Source organism: Ruegeria sp. BHSA162 (assembly GCF_059613385.1).
This window is the reverse complement of the sequence record NZ_JBXWSK010000036.1, coordinates 16,257-32,304: the sequence shown is the minus strand read 5'-3', so window position 1 is coordinate 32,304 and position 16,048 is coordinate 16,257. Positions and strand designations below refer to the sequence as shown.

At 61.9% G+C, this 16,048-nt stretch carries 15 protein-coding genes; 7 read left to right on the top strand and 8 right to left on the bottom strand.

The window, feature by feature from the left end; translation table 11 throughout:
• The 3 genes from betB to AC2FM5_RS11795 all read left to right on the top strand — a co-directional run.
• Window positions 1-1,233, top strand: a 1,233-nt coding sequence (gene betB / locus AC2FM5_RS11805) for a betaine-aldehyde dehydrogenase (RefSeq protein ID WP_496735718.1), incomplete at its 5' end; no start/stop codon positions are given.
• A gap of 142 nt (window positions 1,234-1,375) precedes the next feature.
• Window positions 1,376-3,820: a GcvT family protein gene (locus AC2FM5_RS11800; RefSeq protein ID WP_496735716.1), complete on the top strand. Its 2,445-nt coding sequence runs from the start codon at window positions 1,376-1,378 to the stop codon at window positions 3,818-3,820.
• Window positions 3,817-5,175, top strand: a complete 1,359-nt coding sequence (locus AC2FM5_RS11795; protein ID WP_496735714.1) for an MmgE/PrpD family protein — start codon at window positions 3,817-3,819, stop codon at window positions 5,173-5,175. The genes AC2FM5_RS11800 and AC2FM5_RS11795 overlap by 4 nt, the downstream gene beginning before the upstream one ends.
• On the opposite strand, the gene thpR is transcribed toward AC2FM5_RS11795, so the two are convergent.
• The 6 genes from thpR to AC2FM5_RS11765 all read right to left on the bottom strand — a co-directional run bounded on the left by thpR (window position 5,148) and on the right by AC2FM5_RS11765 (window position 10,534).
• Window positions 5,148-5,711: an RNA 2',3'-cyclic phosphodiesterase gene (thpR, locus tag AC2FM5_RS11790; protein ID WP_496735712.1), complete on the bottom strand. Its 564-nt coding sequence runs from the start codon at window positions 5,709-5,711 to the stop codon at window positions 5,148-5,150. The two genes, AC2FM5_RS11795 and thpR, sit on opposite strands and share 28 nt — an antisense overlap.
• A gap of 123 nt (window positions 5,712-5,834) precedes the next feature.
• Complete coding sequence (locus AC2FM5_RS11785; protein WP_496735710.1) at window positions 5,835-7,979, bottom strand: hypothetical protein; 2,145 nt, start codon at window positions 7,977-7,979, stop codon at window positions 5,835-5,837.
• Window positions 7,976-8,845 (bottom strand): flagellar motor stator protein MotA, encoded by an 870-nt coding sequence (motA, locus tag AC2FM5_RS11780; protein ID WP_170364651.1) that lies wholly within the window; start codon window positions 8,843-8,845, stop codon window positions 7,976-7,978. The genes AC2FM5_RS11785 and motA overlap by 4 nt, the downstream gene beginning before the upstream one ends.
• A gap of 46 nt (window positions 8,846-8,891) precedes the next feature.
• Window positions 8,892-9,473 carry a MotE family protein gene (locus tag AC2FM5_RS11775; RefSeq protein ID WP_496735708.1) on the bottom strand — a complete coding sequence of 194 codons (582 nt, stop codon included), beginning with the start codon at window positions 9,471-9,473 and terminating at the stop codon, window positions 8,892-8,894.
• The gene (locus AC2FM5_RS11770; protein WP_496735706.1) at window positions 9,473-10,027 is read right to left on the bottom strand and encodes a hypothetical protein; all 555 of its coding nucleotides are present in this window, start codon (window positions 10,025-10,027) and stop codon (window positions 9,473-9,475) included. The genes AC2FM5_RS11775 and AC2FM5_RS11770 overlap by 1 nt, the downstream gene beginning before the upstream one ends.
• 9 nt (window positions 10,028-10,036) lie before the next feature.
• Window positions 10,037-10,534, bottom strand: a complete 498-nt coding sequence (locus AC2FM5_RS11765) for a flagellar basal body-associated FliL family protein (protein WP_496735704.1) — start codon at window positions 10,532-10,534, stop codon at window positions 10,037-10,039.
• A 119-nt stretch (window positions 10,535-10,653) separates the two neighbouring features.
• Between AC2FM5_RS11765 and fliF the strand changes: the two genes are divergently transcribed.
• The 4 genes from fliF to fliP are packed head-to-tail and all read left to right on the top strand — an operon-like array spanning window position 10,654 to window position 13,853.
• Window positions 10,654-12,249 (top strand): flagellar basal-body MS-ring/collar protein FliF, encoded by a 1,596-nt coding sequence (gene fliF / locus AC2FM5_RS11760; protein WP_496735702.1) that lies wholly within the window; start codon window positions 10,654-10,656, stop codon window positions 12,247-12,249.
• Complete coding sequence (locus tag AC2FM5_RS11755) at window positions 12,249-12,845, top strand: FliH/SctL family protein (RefSeq protein WP_170433772.1); 597 nt, start codon at window positions 12,249-12,251, stop codon at window positions 12,843-12,845. Before fliF ends, AC2FM5_RS11755 begins: the two co-directional genes overlap by 1 nt.
• Window positions 12,838-13,125 (top strand): FliM/FliN family flagellar motor switch protein, encoded by a 288-nt coding sequence (locus tag AC2FM5_RS11750; protein ID WP_170341923.1) that lies wholly within the window; start codon window positions 12,838-12,840, stop codon window positions 13,123-13,125. The genes AC2FM5_RS11755 and AC2FM5_RS11750 overlap by 8 nt, the downstream gene beginning before the upstream one ends.
• Complete coding sequence (gene fliP / locus AC2FM5_RS11745; protein WP_170433775.1) at window positions 13,125-13,853, top strand: flagellar type III secretion system pore protein FliP; 729 nt, start codon at window positions 13,125-13,127, stop codon at window positions 13,851-13,853. Before AC2FM5_RS11750 ends, fliP begins: the two co-directional genes overlap by 1 nt.
• A gap of 17 nt (window positions 13,854-13,870) precedes the next feature.
• Here fliP and AC2FM5_RS11740 read toward each other — a convergent pair whose 3' ends face one another.
• Both AC2FM5_RS11740 and AC2FM5_RS11735 read right to left on the bottom strand, forming a co-directional pair.
• The gene (locus tag AC2FM5_RS11740; protein ID WP_496735699.1) at window positions 13,871-15,310 is read right to left on the bottom strand and encodes a sensor histidine kinase; all 1,440 of its coding nucleotides are present in this window, start codon (window positions 15,308-15,310) and stop codon (window positions 13,871-13,873) included.
• Window positions 15,307-16,044: a response regulator transcription factor gene (locus AC2FM5_RS11735; protein ID WP_170360520.1), complete on the bottom strand. Its 738-nt coding sequence runs from the start codon at window positions 16,042-16,044 to the stop codon at window positions 15,307-15,309. Before AC2FM5_RS11735 ends, AC2FM5_RS11740 begins: the two co-directional genes overlap by 4 nt.
• Between the last annotated feature and the right edge of the window lie 4 nt (window positions 16,045-16,048).

Sequence of the window (16,048 nt, the reverse complement as noted above, 5' to 3'; positions counted from 1 at the left end):
GCCGCCGACATCATGCGCGAGCGCAACCGCGAGCTGTCGATCCTGGAAACCCATGACACCGGCAAGCCGTTGCAGGAAACGCTGGTGGCCGATGCGACCTCGGGCGCGGATGCGTTGGAATATTTCGGCGGGCTGGCCGGGTCCCTGACCGGTGAGCATATCCGGTTGGGCGGCGGCGACTTCGTCTATACCATCCGCGAGGCGCTGGGCGTCTGCGTTGGCATCGGCGCGTGGAACTACCCGACCCAGATCGCCTGCTGGAAGGGCGCCCCGGCGCTGGCCTGCGGCAATGCGATGGTGTTCAAACCCTCGGAAACCACCCCCTTGTCGGCGTTGAAAGTGGCCGAGATCCTGATCGAATCCGGCGCGCCCAAGGGCATCTACAACGTGGTTCAGGGCTATGGCGATGTGGGCGCCGCGCTGGTCACCGACCCGCGCGTGGCCAAGGTGTCGCTGACCGGCTCGGTGCCCACGGGCCGCAAGGTCTATGCCGCCGCGGCCGAGGGCATGAAACACGTCACGATGGAACTGGGCGGCAAGTCGCCCCTGATCGTGTTCGACGATGCCGACATCGAAAACGCCGTCTCGGGCGCGATCCTGGGCAATTTCTACTCATCCGGTCAGGTCTGTTCCAACGGTACGCGCGTCTTCGTGCAGAAGGGTATCAAAGAGGCCTTCCTGAGCCGTCTGACCGAACGCCTTGCCAATGTGAAGATCGGCGACCCGATGGATGAGGCCGTGAATTTCGGGCCGATGGTCAGCGAGGCCCAGATGAACATCGTTCTGGGCTATATCGAGAAGGGCAAGGCCGAGGGCGCGCGGCTGGTCCATGGTGGCGCGCGGCTGGATCTTCCGGGCTTCTACATTCAGCCCACTGTCTATGCCGACGTGACCGACGACATGACCATCGCCCGCGAGGAGATCTTCGGCCCCGTCATGTCGGTGCTGGATTTCGAAACCGAAGACGAGGTGATGGCCCGTGCCAACGCCACCGAGTTCGGCCTGGCCGCCGGCGTGTTCACCAACGACCTGACCCGCGCCCATCGCGTGGTGGCAGGGTTCGAGGCGGGCACCTGCTACATCAACACCTACAACCTGGCCCCGGTCGAGGCCCCGTTCGGCGGGTCGAAAATGTCAGGCGTCGGGCGCGAGAATTCGAAGCTGGCGATCAACCACTATTCGGAAATGAAAACCGTCTATGTCTCGATGAATGACGTCGAGGCACCCTACTAGAGGTTCCCAAATCGGGATTCCGGCCCAACTTGCCCTGTTCCCGACATTTGGGGTCGGGAACAGAGCATACGGTGTCCACACACTGTGGCTGACTTCTGAGGCAGAGGGGTGACGCGCCCCCGCCAGTCAGGAGAAAAGCCCAATGAGAACCCATGCACAGGCCGTCGTGATCGGAGGGGGCCTGGTCGGTTGTTCGATCCTCTACCATCTTGCCAAGCTGGGCTGGACCGACGTGATCCTGCTGGAGCGGGACGAACTGACCAGCGGTTCAACGTGGCACGCGGCGGCCAACATCCACGGGCTGCACGACAACAACAACGTCACGCGCATCCAGCACTACACGATGAACCTCTACAAGCAGCTGGAGCAGGAAACCGGGCAGGGCTGCGGGGTGTTCCAGCCGGGATCGCTGTATCTCGCCCAGACCGAAGCGCGCGAGCACCAGCTGCGCCTGCAAGAGGCCAAGGCGCGGTTCTATGGCCTGAATTTCCATGAGATCAGCCGCGAACAGGCGATGGAGCTGCACCCGCTGGCGCAGTTCGATGACATCCGTTGCATCATGTATGAACCCGATGGCGGCAACGTGGACCCCTCGGGCGTGACCCATGCCTATGCCGCCGGCGCGCGTGCGCTGGGGGCCGAGATTCAGCGGTTTTGCCCTGTAATAGGGACTGAACAGCAGCCTGACGGCTCGTGGATCGTGCGAACGGAAAAGGGCGACATCCACACGCAATGGGTGGTGAACGCCGCCGGGCTGTGGGGCCGTGAAGTAGCAGCTTTGGCCGGGCTGGACCTGCCGCTGCAACCGACCGAGCACCAGTATTTCGTGACCGAGGCGATTGACGAGGTGGCCGCCCTTGGCCGCCGTCTGCCCTCGATCGCCGACCGCGACGGCGAGTATTATTTTCGGCAGGAGGGCAACGGCCTGCTGATTGGCGCCTATGAGAAAGATATGCGGTTCTGGGCCGAGGACGGCACGCCGCTGGATTTCGCCCATGACCTGTTTCCCGACGACTTGGACCGGATCATGGAAAACGTGATCCGCGCGACCGAGCGTGTGCCGGTGGCCGCGACCGCAGGTGTGAAACGGGTGATCAACGGCCCGATGATCTGGTCGCCGGATTCCAACGCCATCTGGGGGCCGGTGCCCGAGTTGCGCAACTATTTCTGCTGCACCGGCATCATCCCCGGCTTTTCGCAATCGGGCGGGCTGGGCCTCCTGGCCGCGCAATGGATGATCGAGGGCGAGCCGCAATACGACATGTTCGCCTGGGATCTGGCGCGGTTCGGCGACTGGGCCGGCAATAACTTCACCAAGGCGCGGGTCGCCGACCAATATTCCCACCGCTTCGCCATCCATTTCCCGAACGAAGAGCGCAGCGCTGGTCGGCCGGCTCGCGTGCGCCCTGCCTACGAGACGCAGAAACAGATGGGCGCGGTCTTTGGCCTGAACTGCGGCTGGGAACACCCGCTTTGGTTCGCCGATCAACCCGAAACGGTCGAGACCACCGGCTTTATCCGCCAGAACTGGTTCGAACCGGTGGGGCAAGAGGCCCGGATGCTGCGTGAAAGTGTGGGCGTGATCGACATCTCGAACTTTGCCAACTACGTCATCAAGGGGCCGGGCGCGCATGACTGGCTCGACCGGCTGGTGGCCAACCGGGTGCCGACCGAGGTGGGGCGGTCTTGCCTGACCCCGCTGATTTCCGTGCGCGGTGGCGTGGCGGGGGATTTCACCATCACCAAGACGGCCCAAGACGAATACATGATGATCGGCTCGGGTATGGCCGAACGCTATCACCAGCGGTTCTTCAACATGGTGGACCTGCCCGAGGGCACCACCGTCGAGGTCGCCACAAACCGCATCGCGGGCTTCAACATCGCCGGCCCGAAATCGCGAGAGGCCTTGCAACGGCTGACCAATGCCGACCTGTCGAACGCGGCGTTCCCCTTCATGCGCTCGGCCACGATCGAGGTTGCCGGGGTCACCTGCCTTGCCATCCGCGTCAGCTTCACCGGCGATCTGGGGTGGGAGCTGCACTGCGCCGAAGAGGACCAGATCAGACTCTATACCGCGCTTCTGGACGCTGCCCGCGCCTGCGGTGGAGGGCCGGTCGGCGGCCGGGCTCTGGGTGCGTTGCGGATCGAAAAGGGCTATGGCTCATGGGGGCGTGAGTATTCGCAGGAGTACTGGCCGCACGAGGTCGGTCTGGATGGGTTGATCAAGCCAGACAAGGATTTCCTGCACAAGGCGGCTTGGCTGGCGATCAAAGACAATCCCGCGCGCGAGGTGCTGTCGATTTTCGAGGTCGATGTCCCCCACGATGCCGATGCCAGCGGGGGCGAGCCGATCTTCACCCCAGATGGTACGCCCGTCGGGCGCGTCACCTCGGGCGCTTATGGCTATACGGTCGGCAAGTCGCTGGCCATCGGATACGCCAACCCAGCCGTGGCCCAGCCGGGTGACGAGGTGCATATCTTCATCCTGGGCAAACCGCACAGGGCTCGGATCCTGCATGCGCCTGCGTTCGACCCCGAAGGCCTGCGCCTGCGAGACCAGAAACCGGCGATGGAGGGTGCCAAGTGACCGAAACCTTCGCCCGCGTTGCCGAGTTTGTTCTGAACCGCCCGGCGGACCAGATGCCCGACAGCGCGCGCGAAGCGGCGGCCCTGATGCTGCTGGATACTTTGGGCATCGTGATCGCCTCGACCCCGATGGAGGCCGGCGTGATCGCCCGCGACACTGCCGCATTGCTGTACGGATCGACCGATCCTGCATTCTCGGCGCGGATGCTGTGCGATGGGCGCCGGGTCAGTCTGGCAGGCGCGGCCTACGCGGCCGCCACGCAAACCGACAATCTCGACGGGCACGACGGCTACAACCCGACCAAGGGTCATATCGGCGTGGTGGTCGTGCCCGCGCTGTGCGCATTGGCCGAACACTGCCCTGATCTGTCCGGACCCGATGCATTGGCCGCCGTCATCACCGGCTACGAAATTGCGGGCCGCGCGGGTATCGCGCTGCACGCCACCGTCAGCGACTACCACACCTCGGGAGCGTGGAACGCACTGGGCGCGGTTGCCATGGCCGCCCGCTTGCGGGGCCATTCACCGGACCAGTTGCGCCAAGGCCTTGGTATTGCCGAATATCACGGCCCTCGCAGCCAGATGATGCGCGAGATTGCCAACCCCACCATGCTGCATGACGGCTCAGGCTGGGGCGCGCTGGTGGGCATGTCGGCGGCAATTCTGGCCGAGCGCGGCTTTACCGGCGCCCCCGCCATCACCATCGAGGAGGACCGCGCCGCACCCTATTGGCAGGACCTCGGCACGTTTTGGCAGATGGAACATCAATATGTGAAACCCTATCCGATCTGCCGCTGGGCTCATGCCGCCATCGACGGGCTGCGCACGGTGATGAACTCGCACGGTCTGACCCATGACCAGATCGCCCGCGTCGAGATCCACAGTTTTCACGAAGCAGTTCAACTGTATTCGGGGATGCCCGAGACAACGTCGCAGGCGCAATACTCGCTGCCATTTGCTGTCTCGACTTTTGCGGTACACGGGCGGATCGGGGTCGAGCACATCAGCGGCGATGGATTGTTCGATCCGATGGTCGCCGATTTCCTCGGCCGCATCACCGTATCCGAGTCGGACCGCCATAATTCCCGCTTTCCCGCCGGTCGCTGGGCCGACGTTCAGGTAACGACGCAGGACGGTCGCGTTTTCCGCTCGGGCGACATCCATGCCCGGGGCGGGCCTGAGTCTCCGATGTCGCGACAGGACGTCATCGACAAGTTTGTCGAGTTTTCTTCTCCGGAAATCGGAGGGTCTGCTGCCAAGAATCTGAGCAGGGCGGTTTTGAACCTTACCGATCCCGGCACCCGGTTTAGTGACATAGTGCAGCCTCTCTACCGGTCGGTGAAGTCGTCAGCCTGACCCGACCAGCCTTGCAGTTGCAAAGGATAGGTCGACAGCGTTTCATATCGTGCGCCGTCCGGCCGAAGTGTGGAAGAGTTCAGGTTGAACTGGGTCACCACCATGGTGGTTTGGGGAACTGGGATATGCAAAATGGCCTTGTTTAGAGCCGATTCAATACCCCGAACTATGGTGATATGCGGTCGAAAGCGGCGGCGTTGCAGCGTCAGCCCGGCCCGCCCAATGCACTGCAGGACGCTTTCATGCAGGTGCAGGAGTCCAGGATCGGGCTCTACCACCATGTGCAGCGAGTTTCCGAAACTGCCCAGCCCGGACAGTCTGACGGAAATGGCCGGGCGCCTCAGCACTTCGAAGTGATCATTCAATTCGATCAAGGCGTTTCGGGTCTGGTCGCCCAGGAAAGCCAACGTCAGATGAAGGTTTTCAGCAGGCAAACTTCGACCGCAATTTGCTGCGCGAGCGACGTCGGCGCATATCTGGGCGATTTCGGAAGATACGGGAATGGCGACAAAACATCGAATGAGCGCTCCGGACATCCGTTGCCCCTGATCTGGATAAGGTTGAATTTGCCGGGCAGTCTGCCGGTGCTTGCTCTTTCAGACAAGCGCATGCTCTCAATGCGAGGCGCACAAGCCGGCTGTTCGTCGCGCGGATCCTGACTATTCCAATTCAGTTGTCACGTTCAGCAATTCGGTTATCTTCTGCCGCGTGTCGGCGCTGGCCTCAAGCAGCTGTTCAGCGTCCGAAATCGGCTTGTCCGGTTCTCGCTGCACTGGCGCACGCAGGGCCGAGCTCAGATCTATGACCTGCCCCAGCGCGGTGTCCTTCGCCCCAACTTCTTCCAAGTTGAATCCCGCCCACCATGACAGGCGCGCGGCGGTATCTGCATACCCTATGTCCCGCCAAGCCTCAACGGCGGCCGTGTAATTGCCCATATCGGTCAGGGCTTGTGCCCGCAGCCTTTCAGCGACATCGGAGGGATCCTCGGCCAATTCGCGCAGGGCCAGATCCGGTCGGTTTTCCAGCAGCGCGGCCCGGGCCCGAAGGATGGCGCGGTCGCGCCTGCGTGTCCCATCCGAACCTGCATCAGTCAAGTCTCGGGCTTGCTTGGCAAAGCCGAGGTCCGCAAAACGCTTGGCAAGCAACAGCGAAGTCTCGGTCGAATTATACTCTAGTTCATATGGTTTCAGAGTACTTGCATACAGCAGAAAGGTCAGATCATCGGCGCGCTCTGCTGCCAGACGCAAGATACGATTGCGCGTGCCGGTCCAGGTCTCGTCTCCGCGATGGGCATCAAGGATATTGAAGGCCGCAGAAAACTCGCTGCCAAGGGCAAGCGCCAGAGCGTGACCGCGGGCCATGACCGGGCCCAATTCAGAATTGCGCAGTTCGATCGCGTAGCCCGAGATCAGATCGATTTGGCGTCGCGAAACGGCCCCACCCTCTGCCCACTTCTTTTCAACGAGCCGGGCCAGGGCAAGCGGGGCTTCCAAATCCGAGCTTGGGTTGTCGATGACGTCGTTCAACAAATTGTCGCGGGTGTCCGCATCTCCCTCAGCGGCAGCCACAGTTGCCTGCGCGAGTGTCAACTCGGGGTCTTGCAGAGTTTGGACGCGATCCACCGAACGTAGTACCCGCCGGGCGGCTTCAAGCTGGCCGGAGGTGACGAATATCTCGGCCAGCCGGGGGCCGAGGATCCGGCGTAGATGCTCAGGAAGCCTCAGGTACGCCTGTTCCATCCGTTCCTGCTGCGCATCATCCTGCAACTGGCCGTCCGCCATCGCGGCCCACATGGCAACCGCGCCGTCACAGCGTTGCAACCCAAGCAGTTGGTTAGGCTCTGATACAGGCTGATCATCAATTATTTGCGCGACCGCTCGAACCCATTCCTGTTCCGGCGATGCATCTTCCATCAACTGCAGAACCTGAATGGCCTCTGAACCGAAACCCCAGTGTGCCAACAGCTTTGCGAGCTTGAGCGCGATGGATCTGTCGACCCTGTCGAACTCCTGGAACAGCCGTGCACGCAGCTCAGCCACCTGATGCGTAAAGGGCCGACCGTCAGACCAGGTGTCGAACCCCAATTCGGCATCCGAAATACAGGCTGGCAGCGACTCCAGAGGTTGCAGAGGTGGCTCTCCCAGTTTGCCCAACTCGTCAAGGATCGAGCTTACTTGGATATGCGCAGGCAGATCCCGCGCGATGTCCGGAAGCGCTTCCGGCACCGAAGCACGCGGACCCGGAGGTGTGACATTCAGGTCGACAAGCTCGCGATCCGCGCCTTGCAACAGACGGGTCGAAAGGCGCTGCTGCAGGCCATCGCGATCCAGTTGCAGAAGGGGGGCAACGATTTCAATTGTTGGCGCTTCGGCCTGTGGACGACGTTTGGAAGTCTGCTCTGGGATCACAATCGATGGAATGTCCAGACTTGGCGGAGGCAAGGCTTTATGCGCCGCTATGTCCACAACGATCATCGTATCCTTGTACAAAAAAGCGGTCGCCGCGCAATCACAGGCGAAATCCAGCTCAAGCGGCGCGCCGGGATCGGCCTGCGATATCGCCTCAAGCCGGCCTGCGGACAATCGTGCAAAGACCGATCCGGTCTTGAATTCCACGTCGTCCAATTCGACCGCCAGGCGCGCACCGTTTTTCCGGTGGGCGAGGCTCCAGTTGGTGCCCGCAGGAACGCTGAGAACAAGCCGCGTGAAGCCGTCATGTTCGCCGGACCGCACCGGAACATCCTTTGCCAGCACTCCAGTTGCCGATGCGCTCAGGCCAAGGGTCAGGAGCAAAACCCGGATCATGCTGCTGCCTGCTTGATCTCTTTCAAGGCTTCTTCCAATTCGGTGAAGCCGGGGCGATTGTGGGTCGGCGTGTTCTGGCGACCAACCTCGATACACATTGCGGGGTTGTGATTGTGCAAGTTGGCAACCAGAACTTCCCGGATCAGTTGATAGAAGTGATTGTCTTCCTCCACGACCGCTTTCAGCTTTCCGGCGAAGGGGCCGACCAGACCGTAGGCCAGAAAGACGCCCAGGAAAGTCCCGACAAGGGCACCACCGATCAACTTGCCCAAGACCTCGGGCGGTTGGTCGATCGAGCCCATGGTCTTGATCACACCGAGAACCGCCGCAACGATTCCCAGTGCCGGCAACCCGTCCGCCACGGTTTGCAGGGCGTGGCTGGAATGCATGGCGTGGTGGAAATTGGCATCCATCCGCTTTTCCAGAACCTCTTCAACCTGATGGGGATCGTCATAGTTCATCGCCGCCGACCGCATGGTGTCGCAAATCAGGTCCACCGCCTCTTTGTCCGCCTGTATTTTGGGGAAAGCCGTAAAAATGGCCGAGTTTTCAGGGTCTTCGATGTGCTGCTCGAGCTCGACCGGATTTGAACGGGCAAGCCGGATCAGCGAGAACAGAAGGCATAGCAGATCGCGGTAGTCCTCGGGCTTCCATTTCGGGCCTTTGAAAACCTTGCCCAGATCCTTGACCGTGTGTTTGACCGCCGACATGTCATTGCTGATCAGAAAGGCGCCGATGGCGGCCCCGCCGATCATCATCATCTCGAACGGCAGAGATTTGAGGATGATGGCCATCTTGCCGCCGGCGGCGAGGTAGCCGCCGAACACCATTACGAAAATAACGACGATTCCAAGAATTCCGATCATGTGGTCTCTCCGGCAGAGCGGTCTTTGAGGGTGGGGCTCATGGCGGCTACTCAGTGGGGGCGTTGGCGTTGCGTCCGGCCATTACGACGCTGATGGTATAGGCGGCCTCGGGGCTGAGACCGGCCATCACACCCGCAGCAGCCTCAGGCGGCATACGCGACAGGAAACCGGCCGCAAAAACCGGGTCCATCGTTTCGAACAGCGCCGCGGCGTCCTTGGGCTTCATGTTCTGATAGACATCGGTCAGACGGGTAAGGTCGGTTTCAGCCGCCTTGTCCGCCACGGCCAATGTTTCGCGCAGCGATGCCTCGGCCTCTTGCAATGCGGAAAGGCGCGTCGCAATGGCCTCGTTGGCAATCTCCAGGGCACGCTCCCTGTCGCGCAGCGCGCTCTCACGCTGTTTGACGGCTGCTTCCCGACGCAGCAATTCGGTCAGCAAGGCTTGCATGTCCGGTTTTTCGTCCGAGCCGGCGCTGTGTGCAGAGACTTCCGAGGGGTCAGGCCCCCTTGCCAAAGCCGGCCCAGCCTCAAGCGCCAGCCGTATGATGGCGGAACTGATCATCAAGGCTGAAATGAGGGTCAGAACGCCACCACGTGGTCGACGCTGGGCAGGTTGCAGGCTGCGCATCAGGATCGGGCCTCGCTACCTTGCGCCTTGTGCCTGAAGAACAATACGCCCTTGGGAATCGGGGCCGGATCCTCTGCGGGGTCGTTGGTGGATTTGACCTCGGCTTCCGGCCTGGATGGAATTTGTTCCACAGCCGCAGGCTCGGCGGGTTGCTCGGGGTCCTTTGGCCCGACCTCTTCTTCCAACGAGACCGGTTCTACCTCAAGAGGTGAAGGCTTTTTGGTTTCGGCCGAGGAATTTGCAGGCTCTTCAGCCGCGGGTTTGTCCACGGGGATCACGTCGTGCATCGACGCCATGATCAACTCAAGCCGCTGTGCGACTGACTCGGCGCGCACGGTCAGATCCTGCAGTTTGTGCCCGGACTGGTCAGATGCAGCACGCGCGGCATCCAGGGATTTTTTCAGTTCTTCCGCCTGTGCGGACAGCACGGAAACCGCGCCACCGACGCCCCGCTCCAGGTCCGTGAACCGCCTGAGGCGTCGGGACAGAACAAAACAGTACAATCCGGCCCCCAAGGCGCCGGCGACCAGCAGAATGTCCGAGATCAGTTCCAATTTCGCCTCCTAGTTCAATACGAATTCCGTGACCAGAACGTCACGTACCCGACCTTCGCCAACGACGATGCCGATGCGCCGCAGCAGGTGCCCGCGGATGCGAACCAGAGCCAGCGAGTCTTCGAGGTCAGACAGGTTGATGGCCCGGAGATAGCCGTTCATCACGTCCATGATGCGGGGAATCATCTTTTCCACCTCGGCCTCGTGACCGGCGGCCACCTCAAGTTGCGCGTGGAATTTCAGATGGCGCGAATCGCCGGAATTCACGGACACGATCACGGGCGGCAGGTCGACGAACCCGACGTCCGGCAACGCATCGATTGCATCTCCGACGTCCGCGTTTTCCGCTGTTTTTCCCTCCGCCTCTGGGGCTTTTTCCAAAAACCCGGACGCGGTCACATAGTACCCGCCCGCAGCACCCAGCAGCGCCAGAACCACGCCAATCATCAGTCCCTTTTTACCCGACTTCTTCGGGCCTTCTGCCTCATCCACGGTCGCGTCTGTCATGGCGTCCTCATTCTTGCGTTCGGCACCCGTCATAACCCCGCAGGGACTAACCGATTGTTAAGGGCAATCGTTCAAACAGGGCACGAGCCGCACAGAATGTCGGCGAGTCGGAGGTGAGCGTGCAGCAGATCGGAACTGTCTGGGCAAGTTTGGGCAGGCGCAAACAAATCATCGTGTCGGGCGCGGCTGTCGTCGTGTTCCTGAGTGTCCTGGCGATGTCGCGGTTGGTGACGTCTCCGTCCATGACACTCCTCTATGCGGGGCTGGAAAGCGGGGCGGCGGGGGATATCGTCCGGGCCCTGGATCAACGCGGTGTGACCTACGAGATTCGTGGCGGCTCAATCTATGTTCCGGGCTCGCAACGCGACGAGTTGCGCATGACACTGGCAAGCGAGGGTCTGCCTGCAAATGGCAGCCGGGGTTATGAACTGCTGGACACGCTGAGTGGGTTCGGTACGACCTCGCAGATGTTCGACGCTGCCTATTGGCGCGCCAAGGAAGGTGAATTGGCACGAACCATCGTCAGCAGCCCTCATGTAGGGCAGGCGCGGGTTCACATTGCCAGCGGGTCCACAAGCCCGTTCCAGCCCAGCGTTTCGCCAACCGCTTCGGTCTATCTGGTGCCATCCGGGGCCAAGATCACGGTTGAGCAGGCCAAGGCGATCCGTTTTCTGGTGGCCTCCGCCGTGACCGGCCTCGCGCCCGAGGATGTTGCGGTGATCGATTCCACCGGCGCCGTGATCGGCCCGCAAGAGACGGCGGTTGCCGCCGACACTGCCGATGACAAGGCCAAGGTCCTGCGCGACCGCGTCCTGCGGCTGGTCGAGGCGCGCGTCGGACCTGGCAATGCGGTGGTCGAAGTCAGTGTCGACACGGTTACCGAGACCGAATCCATAAGAGAGCGGCGGTTCGACCCCAAGGGCCGTGTCGCAATCAGCACCGATGTCGAGGAACGGTCGGATACCTCCCGCAATCAATCGTCTGATGTGACGGTCGCGTCCAACCTGCCGGACGGGGACGGCAATGGCAGCGATGAATCGAATTCTTCAGCCACGCAAACCCGCGAGCGGATCAACTATGAGGTTTCAGAGACCGAGCTTGAAGTTCTGCGGGTGCCGGGGGCCATCAAACGCCTGACGGTTGCCGTGCTGGTCAACGGAACCCGAACAACGGACGCCACCGGTGCCGAGGTTTTTATGCCGATGGCACAGCCGGAACTGGACGCTCTGGAAGAGCTTGTCGCCTCGGCCGTGGGCTTCAATGCGGATCGCGGGGATGTCATCACGCTGAAATCCCTGGAACTGCCCAATGTCGAACCGCAAGGAACATTGGCGACCGCTTCGGTCTGGCAAAGCATCCATCTGGATACGATGTCGCTGATACAGATGGCAGTGTTGGCCATCGTATCGCTGGTCATGGGGCTGTTCGTGATCCGGCCGATCCTGATCGGTTCGGCCGCAGTGCCAGCCTTGCCGCCTGCCGCAGCCTCCGCCGAGGGCGGCGCGCCATATCTTGTCGGTGAAATCTCAGATGCTGATGGACAGGAATTCAGCGCTCTCACCGGCCAGGGTGAAAACGGAGGCTCTGTGCCTGCGATTGGGTCCACGGCAAGCGAAGATGCGGTCGGCCGTCTGCGCGCCATGATCGGGGACAAACAGGAAGAGACGGTCGAAATTCTGCGGAGCTGGCTGGAAGAAAACGAGGAGAAGGTTTGATGTCGATCGCCCACCTGCTCGAGGATTTCACGGCTCAGGCCGACGGCGCGGATCTGCGATTGCTGGACGAAGAAGCTTTGGAGGAAGAGCGGCTTGCCGCTTTCGAACGCGGATATGGTGCGGGGTGGGAGGATGCGTTGCAGGCCCAAACCCAAGGTCGTGCTGCGCTGGCCGAGGATATGCGGGCAGCCTTCTCCGACATGTCCTTCACCTACCAGGAAGCTCTGACCCGGATGACCTTGTCGCTTGAACCGATGTTCAGCGCTCTGGTTCAGACCGTTCTTCCCCAGGCGTTGGATCGGGGGCTTGTTGCTCGTGTGATCGAGCAGTTGAGCGAAATGGCCAAGGCGCAGGTTGCACAACCGATCCTTCTGTTGGTTCCACCCGGTGTTGAAGGGGATGTCGAGGCGTTGTTGCCCGCCGACATAACGCCCCTCCCCAAGGTCGTCGCGGACCCCGAGTTGCTGCCGGGTCAGGCGCGGTTGCAGGTCGGCACTGCCCGGTCCGAGGTTGATTGCACCGCGCTGCTGGACGCGATCGCCACCGCTTTCGACGCATATGTTTTTGAGGCAAAAGAGGCTTTGTCAAATGAGTGACGCACCTGCATCCAAACCTGAAAGACCCAATCCGTTTGAAGCCGTTCCCATCGAGGTGACGGTTTCCGTCGGTCGGGCGCGCCCCTTGATACGCGACCTGTTGACCATGGGTGAGAACGCCGTTCTGACCTTGGACAAACGGGTCGAAGATCCGGTGGATCTGTATGTCGGCGACCAATTGGTCGCTCGTGGCCTGCTCGAGGAAATGGAGGGGGACAATGCCGGTCAATTGGCGGTGCGTCTGACCGAGATTTCGGATTTCCAGAACGGACTTGGATGATGCGCCGGGCGGCCTGGTGTGCAATTGCGATCCTTGTGCTGACGCCAGCACTGGCATCGGCACAGGAGCTGTCGCTGTCGTTGGGCGACGGCGGATCCATATCGGCGCGAACCATTCAGTTGATCCTGCTGATCACGGTGCTCAGCCTGGCACCCGGCCTTGCGATCATGGTGACCTGTTTCCCCTTTCTGGTCACGGTACTGGCCATTCTGCGGCAGGGGATTGGGTTGCAACAGTCCCCGCCCAACATGCTGATCGTCAGCCTGGCGCTGTTTCTGACCTACTTCATCATGGAGCCGGTTTTTACCCAGGCTTGGGACACCGGGATCCGCCCGATGGTCGAAGAAACACTTGCGGTAGAGCCTGCATTGGAACGTGCCATGGTGCCGTTCCGCGAGTTCATGGCGGCGCGGCTGGATGGTGACACGTTTCGGGCCATGGCGGCCTTGCGCCCCGACACCGCGTCGATGGAGCTGTCGCCGGAGGCGCCACTGTCGGTTCTCATGCCGTCGTTCATGCTGTCCGAGGTTGCCCGCGCGTTCCAGATCGGATTCCTGATATTTCTACCGTTTCTGATCATCGATCTTGTAGTGGCCGCGGTACTCATGTCGATGGGGATGATGATGGTGCCGCCCGCCACGGTTTCGCTGCCGTTCAAACTGGCGTTTTTCGTGATTGCAGATGGGTGGTCCCTGATCGCCAGTGCCTTGGTGCGAAGCTATTCCTAGCCTGCGTGTGGACGGTCTCAGCGCCGGATTTGCAGCCGCGCCCGCAGACCCTGATCACCCGCTTCAAAGCGCAGCGAGCCGCCATGCTGCTCTGCGACGGTTGCAACGATTGTCAGGCCCAGTCCGAACCCGTCGGACGACCCGATGTTCGAACCACGCCGGAACGGGGCCATAAGCGCCTCGATATCCGAAACGGACAAGTTGGTTCCCTTGTCTTCGACGACAATCGTGGCGGTTTCCGCGTCGGTTTCCAGTTCAACCGTTGCGTGGCGCCCGTATTTCAGCGCGTTGTCGATCAGGTTCGTCAACGCCCGTTTCAATGAGATCGGTCGCGCCATGACAAGGATGCGGCGGGTTTCCGGAAGCGAGCCATGCCCGCGCCGCGACATGAAGAGCGACGCCGCGCCCTCCACCTCGACCGGGGCGACCTGTTTCAGGGTCACAGGCAGATCCATGTCCTGATAGTCGGCAACCAGCGACTCGACCAGTGAGGTGAGGGAGATTTGGCGCGGGTCCTCGATGCTCAGTTCCGAGCGGGTGTAGGTCAACACGCTTTCGATCATGCCCGTCATCTGGTCGACATCGGACTCCAGCTTCTCTCGCAATTCGGCGTCCGGAATCAGCGCCGCGCGCAGACGCACGCGGGCCGCTGGCGTACCAAGGTCGTGGCTGACGCCGGACAGGACCGTGGCACGCTTTTCCAGCTGTGCGCGTTCGTCCTCCAGATGCGTATTGACCGCCGATACGATGTCGCGCAGTTCGGCCGGCCCGGACATGTCGTAGCTGTCCGGACCCCCGCTGCGCCGGCGGTCACGCAGCGACTGGGAGAACCGCGAAAAGCTGTCTGTCACATTGCCGACCGATGTCAGAATGATCGCAAGTGCCACGACGGCCAGAAAGATCGCGGGCAGGCGCAGGTCGGTCGGGACCGCATCGCACCCCCAGACCTGCGTACCGTCGATCTTCTGCCAGGCGCCCTGACCGAACCGGGCCACCAGAATGGGTTCGCTGCAATAGGTGGCCAGCAGGCGTGTCAGGTTGCCCATCTTCTGCGGCCCGGTCTGGTCGCTGCCTGACACGATGTCGGATACCGGATAGACCAGCCGGTCGGACAAGACCGCAAGCGTCAGGTTCCGTCCGCTAAGCGGTGCGGAACTGTCGGTCAGAATGGACAGGTTGGTCAGAAACCGGCGTCCTGCAAGGTCGGGCAACTGCTCGAATTCTCCCGCATCGGCCAGACTTGATGCCTCGGGCGGCAGTGGCGTGATCAATACGTCGGGATGCGAGGCGCGACCGGTGCGCAGATCTTCGTAGACCGAGAACCCGGCAACATAGGCCCGGGTCAGATAGGCGTCCCAGTTGCGAACGGATGAAAACCACAGTCCTGCCGCCAGCAGCCCGGCAGCAAACGCACCCAGGCTCCAGGCCCAGCCCAGATCCCGCAGGCGCAGGGTCATGCCTCCTGTTCCACGGTGACCTCGCAGGCGAAGACATAGCCGACACCGCGGGCCGTGCGCAGCATCTGCGGATCTTTGGGGTTGGCCTCGATTTTGGAGCGCAGCCGCCCCACCAGAACGTCGATGGCCCGACCCTGCGCTTCGGGCTTGTCACCGGTGCCGGTCACGTCCAGCGCGGCGGCGATCTCGTCGCGGGTCAGCGGAATGTGCGGGTTGGCCAGCAGCACCTTGAGCAACGCGGTTTCGCGCTGCGACAGCGACACCTGGTACCCGTCCGGGGCATGCACCTCGTCGCGTTTGCCGTCATAGACCCATCCGCCAAAGCGGAACGTGCGGATCCGCCGGCGATAGGCCAGCGATGGCGTGCGCCGCGCGCGCTGCATCACCGCGCGCACACGCGCCAGCAGCAGTTGCGGGTTGAACGGCTTGGCGATGTAGTCGTCGGCGCCCACCTCGTACCCGGCCATGCGCTGATGATCGGCAGACAGGGCCGACACGAAGATGATCGGCACGTCCTGCTCGCGGCGCAGCCGGGCGCAGATCTCGACCCCGTTCTCGTCACCCAGCATCACGTCCAGAAGGATCAGGTCGATGCGGCCTGACTTCAGGTGTGCCTGCACCTCGCGCTCGGTGGCTGCTGGCAGGGCAATGAACCCGTTCTGGTGAAAGAACTGGGTCAACATCGACCGGATTTCCGGATCGTCATCCACAACCAGCAGACGTGGAATGCTCACGCTG

Excerpts from the sequence above, each read along its gene's own strand:
- AC2FM5_RS11775 (WP_496735708.1), bottom strand. The coding sequence starts at position 9,473 with ATGCGCAGCCTGCAACCTGCCCAGCGTCGACCACGTGGTGGCGTTCTG.
- AC2FM5_RS11750 (WP_170341923.1), top strand. The coding sequence starts at position 12,838 with ATGAGTGACGCACCTGCATCCAAACCTGAAAGACCCAATCCGTTTGAA.
- motA (WP_170364651.1), bottom strand. The coding sequence starts at position 8,845 with ATGATCGGAATTCTTGGAATCGTCGTTATTTTCGTAATGGTGTTCGGC.
- AC2FM5_RS11740 (WP_496735699.1), bottom strand. The coding sequence starts at position 15,310 with ATGACCCTGCGCCTGCGGGATCTGGGCTGGGCCTGGAGCCTGGGTGCG.
- thpR (WP_496735712.1), bottom strand. The coding sequence starts at position 5,711 with ATGTCCGGAGCGCTCATTCGATGTTTTGTCGCCATTCCCGTATCTTCC.
- AC2FM5_RS11785 (WP_496735710.1), bottom strand. The coding sequence starts at position 7,979 with ATGATCCGGGTTTTGCTCCTGACCCTTGGCCTGAGCGCATCGGCAACT.
- AC2FM5_RS11765 (WP_496735704.1), bottom strand. The coding sequence starts at position 10,534 with ATGACAGACGCGACCGTGGATGAGGCAGAAGGCCCGAAGAAGTCGGGT.
- AC2FM5_RS11755 (WP_170433772.1), top strand. The coding sequence starts at position 12,249 with ATGTCGATCGCCCACCTGCTCGAGGATTTCACGGCTCAGGCCGACGGC.
- fliP (WP_170433775.1), top strand. The coding sequence starts at position 13,125 with ATGCGCCGGGCGGCCTGGTGTGCAATTGCGATCCTTGTGCTGACGCCA.
- AC2FM5_RS11800 (WP_496735716.1), top strand. The coding sequence starts at position 1,376 with ATGAGAACCCATGCACAGGCCGTCGTGATCGGAGGGGGCCTGGTCGGT.